Raw genomic sequence first — 13,352 nt, 5'->3', positions numbered from 1 at the left:
CCTATTCCGTCGCAGGAGCAGCGGCATCTGCCGCAACCGCGTCGTCCTGCTCCCGAACGAAACGAACCTCAATGTCGCGCGCTTCGACAGGTGGGCTCGAAAGTCGGGTGACAAAGCTCGCCACCTCGTCTGCCGGCAATTCGTTCTGACCGAGCGCAAATGTCCAATGATAGAGTTCGTTCTGGTCGCCGTCGCGCAAACCGACGCGCAATCGTGGCAGCGCGACGGCCTTGCCACTGACATTGACGACTTCACCGGTCACGGCCAGCACCGGCAGGCCCTGCTCTTCCTGCCGTTCATAAGCAACATTGCGGAACTCGAGGCCGCGCAAATTGACCGGCGCACCAACCGCCGCATAGACGTGAGTCGTTGCCGGCCAGAACGATGCGATATCGGCGCGCCACTGATAGCCACCCATCAGGGTGCCGCCCACGAACAGCACCAGAGCAACCCAGCCGGCTGCATTGAGTGCCTTGCCGCGCCGCATCGACGCCGCTCGTCGAACCTGGGCGCGAAACCGATTGCCAATGTCGGCGGTGCCTGAGGGAACGCCGGGCGGATCCGCAAAGACCACATCGTCATTGTCGTCAGAAGAGTTGCCGCCAGGAGGCGCCGGATTTTCCGGCGCTTTGTCTGGTGTCGGCTTCTCGCCAAAAATCTTCTTGCGCACCGTCGCGGCAGCAAATGCCGGCGCTGGCGCAGGCCCCTCTTCCGGTGCAACCTCTGTCGTCTCGGCACCTGCTTCCGTTCGTTCGTCAAGGTCGGCCGGCGGTGCCTGATGCCAACTCTGGCCGCATTTGGCGCAACGCACTTTCCGTCCTGCCGGTGCAAAGGAGGAAGCCTCCACCGGGTATCGCGTCGAGCAGGATGGACAGGTGATGATCATCCGGGACATTCAGTTTGACATTGATGGCAACGAGTTCCGTGACGGACCGGGGCACAACCTGCCACGTTCCGCATTTCCACAAGCCTATTGAAAGCCGCCCCGTGGTTAAAGGCGCGTTAAGAAGATGCCCTTAAAAATTCAAAAAGCTAGGTAGAACGCCGTTTTTTGATCTCCTGAGCCTGCATGGGCACGATTGTTCCATGATACCTTCGCGTCCATGATTCGCTTTGAAAATGTGGGCATGCGCTACGGCATGGGGCCGGAAGTGCTGCGCGATGTGAGCTTTCACCTCGCGCCGGCATCCTTTCATTTCCTGACCGGCCCGTCCGGCGCCGGCAAGACCTCCCTGCTGAAGCTGATGTTTCTGGCAACGAGGCCCTCGCGCGGCCTGATCACCATGTTCGGCAAGGACATTGCGACGCTGCCCCGCGCGGAACTGCCGCCATTGCGCCGCCGCATCGGTGTCGTCTTCCAGGAGTTCCGCCTGCTCGACCACCTGACGACCTACGAGAATGTTGCGCTGCCCCTGAAAATCCAGGGCCGGACCGAGGAGAGCTACCGCGCCGACGTCGAGGAATTGCTGGCATGGGTCGGCCTTGGAGATCGCCTGAGCGCAAAACCACCGACGCTTTCGGGCGGCGAGAAGCAGCGCGCCGCGATTGCCCGCGCCGTCGTCGCCCAACCCGACCTGTTGCTGGCCGACGAACCGACCGGCAATGTCGACCCCGAAATGGGCCAGCGCCTGCTGCGTCTTTTTGTCGAACTCAACCGTCTTGGCACCTCGGTGCTGATTGCCACCCACGATCGCGCCCTTGTGGACGCGGCAGGCGCGCCAGAACTGGTGCTGCACAAGGGAGGGCTTGCTGTCCGTGGCTGACACACCCCGCACCCCCGACCCGGCACCGACCTTCCACAGCGAGCCGCGCGGCACCGGCGCCATCTTGGCCGGGCTTCTCGTCGAAACCAGAAGCGTGATGCCGGCCGCCGGTGCAACCGGCCTTTCTCTGGTGCTGGTCATTGCGGCCATGTGCTTTCTGGCCAGCCTTGCGCTTGGTGCGGCGCTCTCGGTCAACCGGGTGGCCCAAGACTGGACGCGCGATCTGTCCGGCGCGCTTACCGTGCAGATCAAGCCCTCGGCCACGACTTCACCCGAAGAACAGATCGACGCGGTGATGGCGCTTCTTGATCGAACACCCGGTATTCTTTCGGCAACGGCCTTGTCCCGCGCCGATACGGAAGCCTTGCTCGAACCGTGGCTCGGGACGGGCAATGTTACCGAGGATTTGCCGCTGCCTCGGCTGGTCGACATTCGCATCGACGCGGCCGCGCCTCCCGATCTCGCAATCCTCGCCACAGACATCGCCGGAGCAGCGCCCGGTGCAACGCTCGACACACACCGGCAGTGGCGCAGCGAACTGCGGCGTGCAGCACGCGCGGCCACGTTGCTCGCATACGGAATTCTCGCGGCCGTCGCCGCAACCATGATTGCGATCGTGACCTTTGCGACGCGAGCCGGACTCTCCGCAAACCGTGAAGTGGTTGAAGTGCTCCATCTGATCGGTGCACGTGACAAATTCATTGCCGCAGAAGTGCAGCGGCACTTCCTGCATCTGGGATTTCGTGGTGGCCTGATTGGTCTCGCGCTTTCGGCTTTGACTTTCCTGACGCTCACCTTCACGGGCGGCGGCGACGGCCTGTTCATGGTTCCCATATCGGGGCTTCAGCCGACAGACTACCCGGTGCTTGCGGTCGTGCCCTTCGCAGCCGCGGCCGTCGCCGTTCTGACGGCCCGGATAACGGTCATGCGCAGCCTTGAGCGCATGCTCTGAGGCACCAGCATGCGGGCGCCTGCCTCCAGCTTGCCATATGCCGGAGCCTGACTGCCTGTGCTAGACTTGCCCCCAGATGAGGCGCCGATGGCGCTGGTCTGGGCGTGGAAGCATGATGACGAGATCGATGGCGACAAACGCAAATATGAAGGCCAGCGGCACACTGCGGCGAGGAGCCGGACAGCACATCATCCGTATCGCTGCGGGTCTTGCGGCGCTTCTGGCAGTTGCCTATGTCGGCGGTTTTTTTCTCTTCACGGCCGAACTCCACCGCACACCGCCCGCTGAGATACCGGTTTCCGACGGCATCGTTGCGTTGACCGGCGGACCCGACCGCATCACCGTCGCCTACCGGCTGCTCGACGAGGGCAAGGGCACGCGGTTGCTGATCACCGGCGTGCATCCTGACGTGACCCCCATATCGCTGAAGAACATCGTGCCGGGCGAGGCGGACAAATTCGACTGCTGCGTCGACCTCGGGCGGATGGCCGAGAACACCATCGGTAACGCGGCCGAGACCGCCGAGTGGGTCCGGCGCAACGATTACCGCTCGGTGATCCTCGTCACCAGCACCTACCATCTTCCCCGTGCGCGGCTGGAACTGAGCCGTGCCATGCCGACGGTCGAAATCGTCGCCTACCCGGTCTTCCAGGACACGCTGCACCTCGACGGCTGGTGGGCCTATCCCGGCACCACGCGGCTGCTGGTTTCCGAATATACAAAGTTTCTGCTCGCGCTGGCCTATCGCCAGTCTTCCATGCCGTCCTGAACGGCCTTCCGCGTAAAGGACCTCATCCTTGCTCTGGCTCCGTTCCGCCGCCTTCAATCTCGCTTTCTACACAATGTCGGTCGTCGCCGTGATTTCTGTGACGCCCGCCCTCCTCATGCCGCGCCGTTTCACCCATGGTGCGATCCGCTGGTGGTCGCACACGACACTTCGGCTGCTGCGCGTTCTGGCCGGTACAAACTACGAAGTGCGGGGAACGCTGCCGGAGGGCGCGGTGCTCGTCGCGTCCAAGCATCAGTCGATGTGGGACACCATCGCGATGACCGCCATCCTCGACCGGCCCGCGATGGTACTGAAGCGCGAGCTCTTGTGGATTCCGTTTTATGGCTGGTATGCGCAGAAAGCCCGCATGATTGCCATCGACCGCGGCGCCGGCTCGCAAGCGATCCGCCGCCTGATTGCGCAGGGCAAGGCGGCACTCGCCGAAAAGCGCCCGATCGTGATTTTCCCCGAAGGCACGCGCAGCGCGCCGGGCAGCAAACTCGACTACAAGCCGGGTGTCGCCGCGCTCTATCGCCAGCTGGACGTGCCCTGCGTGCCCGCAGCCGTGAATTCCGGCCTCTTCTGGGGCCGGCGCGGCTTCCTGCGTCGCCCCGGCACCATCATTGTCGAATTTCTGGAGCCGATCCCGGCCGGCCTCGACCGCAAGAGTTTCATGGAGACGCTGGAGACCCGCGTCGAAGCGGCGGCCGGACGCCTTCTCGCCGAAGCCGAACGCGCCGGAAGCCATGTGGAAAAACATCCCGACTCGACACGTTGAAACCGGGGAAAACTCCAATTTATCCTGTTTTTCAATATCTTGTTCTAGGTTGCCTTGTGGATAATTTACGTACAAACCAAGAACATTGATTTGCGCCCGAGCCACGCCTAGGCTGCCCCCATGAAGAGCATCGCCGAACAGATCTGGGATATGAAATACCGCCTGCACAAGGCGGACGGGACGCCCGCCGACCTGACGGTCGCGGACACATGGACCCGTGTCGCCCGGGCACTCGCAGAAGCCGAGGCGCCGGAGGCACGCGACGCCTGGGCCGAACATTTCCGCGAGGCGATGGCCGGCTTCCGCTTCCTCCCCGCCGGCCGCATCCTGGCCGGCGCGGGGACAGGGCGCGACGTGACGCTGTTCAATTGCTTCGTGATGGGCGAAATCCCCGACACGATGGCCGGTATCTTCGAAAATCTGAAGGAAGCCGCGCTGACCATGCAGCAGGGCGGCGGCATCGGCTACGATTTCTCGACGCTGCGCCCGAAAGGCGCGCCGGTGATGGGCGTTGGCGCGGATGCGTCCGGCCCCCTCTCCTTCATGGACGTCTGGGACGCGATGTGCCGTACCATCATGTCGGCGGGCTCACGCCGCGGCGCCATGATGGCAACGATGGCTTGCGACCATCCGGATATCGAGGCCTTCATCGAGGCAAAGCAGGAGCCCGGCCGCCTGACGATGTTCAACCTCTCGGTGCTGGTCAGCGACGCCTTCATGGCCGCGGTGAAGGCGGATGCCGACTGGAATCTCGTTTTCGGCGGCGCGGTTTACAAGACGCTGAAGGCACGCGCGCTCTGGGACAAGATCATCGCCGCGACCTTTGCCTGGGCCGAACCCGGCGTCATCTTCATCGACCGCATCAACGCCCGCAACAATCTCTATTACGCCGAGACGATCCACGCGACTAATCCGTGCGGCGAGCAGCCGCTGCCGCCTTATGGCGCCTGTCTGCTCGGCTCAATCAATCTCGCCGCCCTGGTGAAGGAACCCTTCACTGACAAGGCGCGCATCGACGAGGCTGAGCTTGCCAATCTTGTGCGTGTAGCCGTGCGTGCGATGGACAATGTGGTCGACGTGTCGCGCTTCCCGCTGCCTGAGCAGCGCCACGAGGCGCAGGCGAAGCGCCGCATCGGCCTCGGCGTGACGGGGCTCGCCGACGCGCTGATCATGTGCCGCGCGCGCTATGGCTCGCAGCCCTCGCTGAAGCTGATCCGCACTTGGATGAAAGCGCTGTCGCGCGCCGCCTATCTCGCCTCGGTCGACATCGCGAAGGAAAAAGGCCCCTTCCCGCTGTTCGTCGCCGACGCCTATCTCGCCGGCGAGACCATTGCAGCGCTCGACAAGGATGTACGCGATGCCATCGCGGAACACGGCATCCGCAATGCGCTCGTCACCTCGATCGCACCGACCGGCACGATTTCGCTCTTTGCCGGCAATGTCTCCTCGGGCATCGAACCCGTTTTCGCCTACAGCTATACGCGCAAGGTGCTGCTGCCCGACGGCACGCGGCGGGAAGAACGCGTCGAGGACTATGCGGTCGAAAAGTTCCGTGAAATTTTCGGCGCCGAGACGGCGTTGCCGGATTATTTCGTCAACGCACAGGAACTTCTGCCGGCCGATCACATCGCGGTTCAGGCCGCCGTTCAGGATTACGTCGACAGCTCGATCTCGAAGACGATCAACGTGCCGGCCGATATTTCCTTCGATGCCTTCAAGGACATCTACACTACCGCCTATGAGCAAGGCCTTAAAGGCTGCACCACCTATCGCCCGAGCGAAGTGCGCGGCTCGGTCCTTTCCCTCGACGAGACACCAAAAGAAACCGCGCAATCCGCACTTCCGCTCGCCGCACCCGCCGCGCATGAAATCTACGAAAAGGACGGCGTCGTCTATATGTCGAAGCCGCTGGAGCGCGAAACGGTGCTGCCGGGCTTCACCTACAAACTGCAATGGCCCGAAAGCGACCACGCGATCTACATCACCATCAACGACATATTGCAGGACGGACGCCGGCGGCCCTTCGAGATTTTCATCAACTCGAAGAACATGGAGCACTACGCCTGGACGGTGGCGCTGACGCGCATGATCTCGGCCGTCTTCCGCCGTGGCGGCGATGTGACCTTCGTGGTCGAGGAATTGAAGGCGGTGTTCGACCCGCGCGGCGGTTCATGGATGAAGGGCCGCTATGTGCCGAGCCTCCTGGCCGCCATCGGCGAAGTGATCGAGCAGCACATGATCGACACCGGCTTCATTGCAGCAAAGGATGGTCGGCCCGTGACGGAAGCCCTGCGCGCGGTGGCCGGCGAGCGCCCGCCGAGCGAAGGCGGCGATCCGACGATGACACGTCTCAAGGGCTGCCCGCGCTGTGGCGAACGCGGCATGGTGCGGCAGGAAGGCTGCGAAACCTGCACCTCCTGCGGCTTTTCGAAATGCAGTTAAGCTTGTATCTCTTCGGTCAAGACGAACGCTCAAAGTAGGCCGTTCATCCACCAGAGCATCATCACGACAAAGAGGAACGACAGAAAAGAGAGACAAAAAAGCTTGTGCACGCCTCGGCTGAGATATCGATCGCCAAACAACATCCTCAAGCCGCCGACCACAGAAACACCACTGTCTTTCCCGAAGTCCCACTTGTTGTCGCGATAAAACCGCAACTCTAAGGCGAGATGAACAACTCCATATCTAAAGAAAAACAGCAGAATTACCACGAAGACAATCAGGCTCAAAACATTCGAAAGGGCCATGTGAGTCTCCACATCACGAGTTTTCGTTGCTCTGAGGTCAAGACTTGTTGTAGCCCGCAACTATAACTGACACACGACGGATTGGCATGCGCGGCTTCATCCATCATATCGATCTGACGGTCAAAGACCCCTGGGCGTCCGCCTGGTTCTATGACGCGGTGCTGGGCTTCATCGGCTATCGGCGCCTGCGCGAGGACGCGCGCGGCTTCGACTGGGAACATACTGGCGCGGCCGACCGGCTACCGTCGATCGGCATCTTCAAGGCCGAAGGGCCGAACGCAGACCGCATCCACGACCGCTATTCGCCGGGCCTGCATCACGTCGCCTGGATCGCCGAAAACCGCGACGATGTCGACCGGCTTCATGCGCTGCTGATCGAAATCGGCGCGACCGTGCTCGACCCGCCTGCCGACTATCCCGAATATGGCGACGGCTACTACGCCGTGATGTTCGCGGATCCCGACGGGTTGAAGCTGGAACTCGTCTACGAACCGCGCGACAATCCCGGCCTTTCGCACATCTGATGCCGGCACCACTCCCCATTTCCAACGCGAATGCGCGGCGCCTCTTTCTCGAACGCCACGCCTTGAGCGCGCCGGCGGCGCCCGAATTTTGCGCCGACCGCACACTCGAACTGGTGAAGCATCTGGGCTTCGTGCAACTCGATTCGATCAACACGGTCGAACGCGCCCATCACCTGATCCTCTTTTCGCGCGCACCCGGCTACCGCCGCGAACATCTGACCGATCTTCATCACCAACGCCGCGACCTTTTCGAGCACTGGACGCATGACGCCTCGCTGATCCCGATGGCGTTCTATCCGCATTGGCGGCATCGCTTTGCCGCCGCGAAGAAGCGGATCGAAGAGAATCCGCGCTGGCAGGAGCGCATCGGCCCCGACGGCGTGAATGTCATCCGCAAGGTGCGCGCCCGCATCCGCCGCGACGGCCCCGTGATGGCACGCGACTTCGAGGACAAGGGCAAGGGTTCGTGGTGGGGTTGGGGTCCCTCCAAGACTGCGCTTGAGACGCTCTGGCGCACCGGCGAACTGGCGATCGCCCGGCGCGAGGGCTTCGAGAAGGTCTACGACCTCGCCGAGCGGGTGATCCCCGAGGACGCACGGCGCGAACACCCGAGCCTTGCGGCCTCGACCGATTTTCTCTGCAGCGCGGCATTGGCACGACTTGGTTTTGCAACGCCGCTGGAAATCGCCGCCTTCTGGCGCCTCGTCCCGATCGACAAGGCGAGGGCATGGGCCGCGCAGGCGTTGAAACAGGGCACGGTCGTCGAAGTCGCGATCGAGGATGTGGACGGCGCGATCCGCAAGGCCCTCGCCCTGCCCGGCATTGAGGCGCATATCGCCGAGGCACCGGAGCCGCCAGCCACAACACGCTTTCTCTCGCCCTTCGACCCGGCGATCCGCGACCGTGCGCGCGCAATGCGCCTGTTCGGCTTCGATTACCGCATCGAGGTCTTCGTGCCGGAGAAGAAACGCCGCTACGGCTATTATGTGCTGCCGCTGCTTGAGGGCGACCGCTTCATCGGCCGTGCCGACGTGAAGGCGCATCGTGCCGAGGGAAAGCTGGAAGTAAAGGGTTTCTGGAACGAACCCGGTATCAAGCTGACGAAAGCCCGCGAGGCCGGCATCCGCCGAGCACTGACGGAGCTCGCGCGTTTCACCGGCACGCCGGAGATCGATGCAGACGCTGCTCTACGGCGCGCCAGAGCTGGCTGAGCTGCGCGTCAGGAACACCCGCCTCGTCGAGATGGCGCACCGTGCTTTCCAGATAGTCGGGGTTCTTTCCCGAGCGTCCCTCGCCCTCGGCGATCAGCCGTACCTGATCCTCGAAGGGCAGCCGTCCGGCATATTGAGCATGCGCACGGTCGACGACGAAGCAAAGCGCATCGACCCGGCGTCCATCTCCGGCAAGTTCAACCCGCTTCGTGACGTCCTTGTAGACCAGCGTCACCTGCTCGCGCGCCTGCAAATAGCGCCGCGTTTCTTCGGCCCGCGCGGCGGCAATGCGGAAGGCGACACCCCGGCAGGCACCACCCGCATCGAGTCCGAAAACGAGACCCGGCCTTTCCGGCGTGCCGCGATGAACATGGCTGTAGACACAGAAGGACCGGTGATAGCCTCTGAGCAACGCCGGCTGCCGCTCTTCATGCTCGAAGCCCGGCCGCCACATCAGCGACCCGTATCCAAAGACCCAGAAATCCTTCATGCTGGCGGCACTCCATCGCGCGGCCACACTTTAGAAGCAAGATGACAGAACCGACAACCGACATGGGCCCGCCCCGGCCCCGCCGCTGGCACATTTTTGCGCCGACGATCGCCATCGTCTTGCTCATTGCTGTCTATGCGGTCTATTGGATATCCGTTTCGCGCGAAATACGCACAGCGCTGGAGCGTTTCGAGGCCAATCCCGAACGGGGCCTCGTCGTTGGCTGGCATGAATTGTCATTGGGCGGGTTTCCCTACCGCATTGAGGCGCGCTTTGCCGCACCGGAGGCCGGCGCACCAGAAACGCCCGAAGCCTGGACATGGAAGGGGGAGGCAGCCGAGATTGCGCTGCTTCCGCACAATCTGCGTCATGTCATCGTCAATCTCCGCGGCGCGCAGGAGCTGCGCTATCTCGACCTGTCGATGGCGCGACCTGCCGAAAATATTCTCCGCGCGTCGATGAAAGGGGCGTGGGGCAGCTATGTCGACGTGACGGACGCGCCTTTCGGCCGCCTCGCAATCGACATCGAAGACGTCGAAGCAGATCACCAACGCGGCGCCGATGGCGCGCGCGACCGCATCGACGCCGGGCGGCTGCAACTTCATATGCGGCCAGCGCCGGAGGAAGTGGCTGACTACGACGTGGCATTTCAGGCGGACACCATTGTGATCGACCTCGATCAGAAAGTTCTCACGCTCGGCCCCGAAATTCGGAAGATCGTGGTGCAGGCGCGGGCGCGTAACCTGCCAAACATCGAACGGATCAGCGCGGTGGAACAGTTCGAACGCTGGCGTGTTGCCGGCGGCGCACTGGCGATCTCCGATTTGATTGTCCAATGGGGTCCGCTCGACATGACCGCACGTGGCGAAGTGACGCTCGATGACGCAAACCGCCCGCAAGGGCGTTTCGACACCGAGATCGCCGATTTCGAAGGCCTGCTCGACGCGCTGGTAAGAGACGGACTGGTGCAGGAACGGGAAGCGCGCATCGCGCTGGCGGGTCTTTTACTGATCTCTCAATTTCAGGGGGGTGAGCCGGGCCGGGTGCGCGTGCCGGTCAGCATGAACGACGGCCGACTCTATCTCGGGCCGCTCGCCATCGCGCGGCTCTCGCCGCTTTACTGATCGTCCTTGATATCTGGCTTCGCATGGGTCTGTGTACGGCCGAAATTCGGCATCGGCGAATCCTGTCCCGCATCGATGATCGAACGGCGAATGGCACGCGTCCGCGTAAAGAGATCGAACAGCACATCGCCGTCGCCCCAGCGGATCGCGCGTTGCAACGCCGTCAAATCTTCCGAGAAACGTCCCAGCATTTCGAGGATCGGCTCACGGTTGTTCAGGCAGACGTCACGCCACATGGTCGGATCGGAGGCCGCAAGACGCGTGAAATCGCGGAAACCCGAAGCCGAATACTTGATGACTTCGGATTGTGTCACCGTTTCGAGATCACTTGCCGTGCCGACGATGTTGTAGGCGATGATATGCGGCAGATGGCTGACGATCGCCAGAACGAGATCGTGGTGACGCGGCTCCATGATATCAACATTCGAACCGCAGGCGGACCAGAATTCGGTCAGTTTCTCGACGGCTTGCGTATCGGCGCCGGGCACTGGCGTCAGGATGCACCAGCGGCCGTCGAAGAGTTCGGCAAAGCCGGCATTGGGTCCCGATTCCTCGGTACCGGCAATCGGATGTCCCGGGATGAAATGAACACCACCCGGAATATGCGGGCCGACATCGCGAATGACCGCGACCTTGACCGAGCCGACATCGGTGACGATGGCCCCTTTCTTGAGCGCCGGTTCGATCTCGGCGGCGACCGCCGAAAGCGCACCGACGGGTGTGCAGATAACGACGAGGTCGGCGTCCTTCACCGCCGCAGCCGCTGTTTCATGGCCGCTGTCGATGAATCCGATCTCCAGCGCCCGCGCGCGCGTCGCCGCCGAGCGCGCATGGCCGGAAATATGGCCAGCAAGGCCACCGCGTTTCATCGCATGGCCAAGCGAGCCGCCGATGAGACCGAGACCGATCAATGCCACGCGGTCAAAAAGCATGCCGCCACTCATGCGACACCTCCCTTGCGGCGCATGAAGTCGGCAAGCGCGGCGACAACCAGCCGGTTTGCCTCTTCGGTGCCCACGGAAAGGCGCAGATGGTTGGGCAGGCCGTAGGAAACCATCTGGCGCAGGATGAGACCGCGCTGCATCAGAAAGCTGTCGGCGTCGCCGGCACGGCGGCCCGTTTCATCCGGGAAACCGATCAATAGAAAATTCGCAACGCTCGGCGCGACATCGAGACCGAGCTTGCCGATCTCCTCCGTCAGCCATGCAAGCCATGTGTCGTTATGGGCGCGCGCCATATCGACATGGCCCGTGTCGCGCATCGCGGCAACGCCGGCATTGATGGCCGGGATCGACACGTTGAACGGCCCGCGAATGCGGTTGATCACATCGGCAACATGGGAGGGCGCATACATCCAGCCGAGCCTGAGCGCGGCGAGCCCGTAGATCTTCGAGAAGGTGCGCGTCATCACAACGTTTTCCGAGGTGGCGACAAGTTCGATCCCCGCCTCATAGTCGTTGCGGCTTACATACTCGCTATAGGCTGCGTCGACCACGAAGAGAATGTCCGGCCGCAGACCGGCATGGAGACGGCGCATCTCGTCGGCCGGCAGATAGCTGCCGGTCGGGTTGTTGGGATTGGCGAGAAAGATTATCTTCGTCTTCGGCGTCACTGCGGCAAGGATCGCATCGACATCGGTGCGAAGCCCCGTCTCCTTCACCCGGATGCAGGTCGCACCGGCCGCCTTGGTGATGATCGGATAGACGAGAAAGCCGTGCTCGGTCGCAATCGCCTCGTCGCCCTCGCCGAGATAGGCCTGCGCCAGCAAGTGCAGCAGCTCGTCGGACCCGGCGCCGCACACGATCCGCTCCGCATTGAGGCCATAACGCGCGGCAATAACGGCGCGCAGTTCGTCCGCGCCGCCATCGGGATAGAGCGCCATGCTCTCGGCGGCGGAAAGAAAGGCCTCGCGCGCACGCGGGCTCGGGCCCAGCGGCGTCTCGTTGGCCGACAGCTTGAAAATCTTGCCGGTGCCGCCCGCGTTGGCGCGGCCGCCGACATAAGGTTCGATATCGAGAATGCCCTTCTGGGGCGTCGGGCGTGTCATGAGCGCCTCACTCGCCGTCCGTTGCGCGGCGCAACGGATTGGCATAGCCGCCGATGACGTGCACTTCGGCCACCCCGCCCTCGGCCAGCGCGGCAAGCCGTGGATCGTCTTCGCCGACAAATCCGTTGACCGCGAGAAGATTGGCATATGCTGCCGCACTGTCGGCGGTCCGAGCCTGGCCGATGCGCGCACCTTCAAGGCCGGCGGCCTTTGCCAGCGCCACGGCGCGCGCTTCGCTGACGCTCTCACTCGTCAGCAGTGCCAGCAGGCTGGTATCATCTCCCGTCGCCTCGAAATCCGCCTGCGCCACCACATAGGCACGCAATTCATCGTCGCCGCGCGCCACCTCGACAAAAGGCAGGCGAGCAACCACGCGCAATCCGAGCTGGCCGTTGACCGCCAGCGACGTCCACCAGTCGCCACCCGGATAACCGCCGGGTTCCGGCAGAATCCCGACCGCCGAACGATCGTGTCCGAGCCGCCGAAACATGTCGCGCGCGGTCTCGTGCAATTCCATTGGCGTCGACGAGCCGTAATAGCTTCGCGCCAGATCCCAGTTGCCGAGCGCGTTGCCGTCCTCGCCGCCGAAAACCTCGACCCGGAACGGACCCTGGATACGCGTCATGGCGGCAATGATCTCGCGCCAGAGCCGGAAGACGACGCGCAGCGGCAGATCGCCCCGATGCCGCGCCGCCAGCCGGCGCAGAACCTCCGCCTCGCGGCCGGGCCGGAACGCAATGAAACTGCCCTCGCCGGCCGCGCTGGCCTCGCGCGCCTTGGCTTCCGCGACCTCGACGACAAGCTCCGTCCGCTTCATCAGCAGGTCGTGAATGGCGTCGTCGATCGCGTCGATCTCCTTGCGGACATCGGCAAGCGCTTTCTCAGGGCTGGTCGTCTCGGTCGTCATGCGCGTCTCTCGATGGGGAGGCCCCCTCGCGGCGGGCCCC

14 protein-coding genes are annotated in these 13,352 nt (G+C 63.2%); 8 read left to right on the top strand and 6 right to left on the bottom strand.

The window, feature by feature from the left end:
* Position 1: 1 nt before the first annotated feature.
* Positions 2 to 895: an MJ0042-type zinc finger domain-containing protein gene (locus tag Q7V31_RS03045; protein WP_304732341.1), complete on the bottom strand. Its 894-nt coding sequence runs from the start codon at positions 893 to 895 to the stop codon at positions 2 to 4.
* Between the two features lie 208 nt (positions 896 to 1,103).
* Here Q7V31_RS03045 and ftsE point away from each other — a divergent pair, with 208 nt between their 5' ends.
* The 5 genes from ftsE to Q7V31_RS03020 all read left to right on the top strand — a co-directional run bounded on the left by ftsE (position 1,104) and on the right by Q7V31_RS03020 (position 6,704).
* A complete protein-coding gene (gene ftsE, locus Q7V31_RS03040; protein WP_304732340.1) occupies positions 1,104 to 1,763 on the top strand; it encodes a cell division ATP-binding protein FtsE in 660 nt (219 codons plus the stop codon).
* Positions 1,756 to 2,715, top strand: coding sequence for an ABC transporter permease (locus tag Q7V31_RS03035; RefSeq protein ID WP_304732339.1), 960 nt, complete (start codon positions 1,756 to 1,758; stop codon positions 2,713 to 2,715). Before ftsE ends, Q7V31_RS03035 begins: the two co-directional genes overlap by 8 nt.
* Positions 2,716 to 2,842: 127 nt before the next feature.
* Positions 2,843 to 3,484, top strand: a complete 642-nt coding sequence (locus Q7V31_RS03030) for a YdcF family protein (protein ID WP_304732338.1) — start codon at positions 2,843 to 2,845, stop codon at positions 3,482 to 3,484.
* A 28-nt stretch (positions 3,485 to 3,512) separates the two neighbouring features.
* Positions 3,513 to 4,262 (top strand): 1-acyl-sn-glycerol-3-phosphate acyltransferase, encoded by a 750-nt coding sequence (locus Q7V31_RS03025; protein ID WP_304732337.1) that lies wholly within the window; start codon positions 3,513 to 3,515, stop codon positions 4,260 to 4,262.
* Positions 4,263 to 4,382: 120 nt separating this feature from the next.
* Positions 4,383 to 6,704 (top strand): adenosylcobalamin-dependent ribonucleoside-diphosphate reductase, encoded by a 2,322-nt coding sequence (locus tag Q7V31_RS03020; protein WP_304732336.1) that lies wholly within the window; start codon positions 4,383 to 4,385, stop codon positions 6,702 to 6,704.
* A 29-nt stretch (positions 6,705 to 6,733) separates the two neighbouring features.
* Here Q7V31_RS03020 and Q7V31_RS03015 read toward each other — a convergent pair whose 3' ends face one another.
* A complete protein-coding gene (locus Q7V31_RS03015) occupies positions 6,734 to 7,009 on the bottom strand; it encodes a hypothetical protein (RefSeq protein WP_304732335.1) in 276 nt (91 codons plus the stop codon).
* An 86-nt stretch (positions 7,010 to 7,095) separates the two neighbouring features.
* Here Q7V31_RS03015 and Q7V31_RS03010 point away from each other — a divergent pair, with 86 nt between their 5' ends.
* Complete coding sequence (locus tag Q7V31_RS03010) at positions 7,096 to 7,533, top strand: VOC family protein (RefSeq protein ID WP_304732334.1); 438 nt, start codon at positions 7,096 to 7,098, stop codon at positions 7,531 to 7,533.
* Positions 7,533 to 8,744 carry a winged helix-turn-helix domain-containing protein gene (locus Q7V31_RS03005; RefSeq protein WP_304732333.1) on the top strand — a complete coding sequence of 404 codons (1,212 nt, stop codon included), beginning with the start codon at positions 7,533 to 7,535 and terminating at the stop codon, positions 8,742 to 8,744. The genes Q7V31_RS03010 and Q7V31_RS03005 overlap by 1 nt, the downstream gene beginning before the upstream one ends.
* On the opposite strand, the gene Q7V31_RS03000 is transcribed toward Q7V31_RS03005, so the two are convergent.
* Positions 8,686 to 9,234: a gamma-glutamylcyclotransferase gene (locus Q7V31_RS03000; RefSeq protein ID WP_304732332.1), complete on the bottom strand. Its 549-nt coding sequence runs from the start codon at positions 9,232 to 9,234 to the stop codon at positions 8,686 to 8,688. The genes Q7V31_RS03005 and Q7V31_RS03000 overlap by 59 nt on opposite strands.
* A gap of 41 nt (positions 9,235 to 9,275) precedes the next feature.
* Between Q7V31_RS03000 and Q7V31_RS02995 the strand changes: the two genes are divergently transcribed.
* Complete coding sequence (locus tag Q7V31_RS02995; protein WP_304732331.1) at positions 9,276 to 10,358, top strand: DUF2125 domain-containing protein; 1,083 nt, start codon at positions 9,276 to 9,278, stop codon at positions 10,356 to 10,358.
* Here Q7V31_RS02995 and Q7V31_RS02990 read toward each other — a convergent pair.
* Genes Q7V31_RS02990 through pheA form a run of 3 tightly spaced genes read right to left on the bottom strand, consistent with a single transcriptional unit; the run spans position 10,352 to position 13,312 of the window.
* Positions 10,352 to 11,302: a prephenate/arogenate dehydrogenase family protein gene (locus Q7V31_RS02990; protein ID WP_304732330.1), complete on the bottom strand. Its 951-nt coding sequence runs from the start codon at positions 11,300 to 11,302 to the stop codon at positions 10,352 to 10,354. The two genes, Q7V31_RS02995 and Q7V31_RS02990, sit on opposite strands and share 7 nt — an antisense overlap.
* A complete protein-coding gene (gene hisC, locus Q7V31_RS02985; protein ID WP_304732329.1) occupies positions 11,299 to 12,405 on the bottom strand; it encodes a histidinol-phosphate transaminase in 1,107 nt (368 codons plus the stop codon). Before hisC ends, Q7V31_RS02990 begins: the two co-directional genes overlap by 4 nt.
* 7 nt (positions 12,406 to 12,412) lie before the next feature.
* Positions 12,413 to 13,312, bottom strand: coding sequence for a chorismate mutase (gene pheA / locus Q7V31_RS02980; RefSeq protein WP_304732328.1), 900 nt, complete (start codon positions 13,310 to 13,312; stop codon positions 12,413 to 12,415).
* Positions 13,313 to 13,352 lie beyond the last annotated feature (40 nt).

The sequence above is a fragment of the Parvibaculum sp. genome (genome assembly GCF_030651915.1).
In the GTDB taxonomy this organism is placed as follows: Bacteria; Pseudomonadota; Alphaproteobacteria; order Parvibaculales; family Parvibaculaceae; genus Parvibaculum.
Note: the sequence above shows the minus strand (reverse complement) of the source record. Positions and strands in the feature narration are given on the sequence as shown.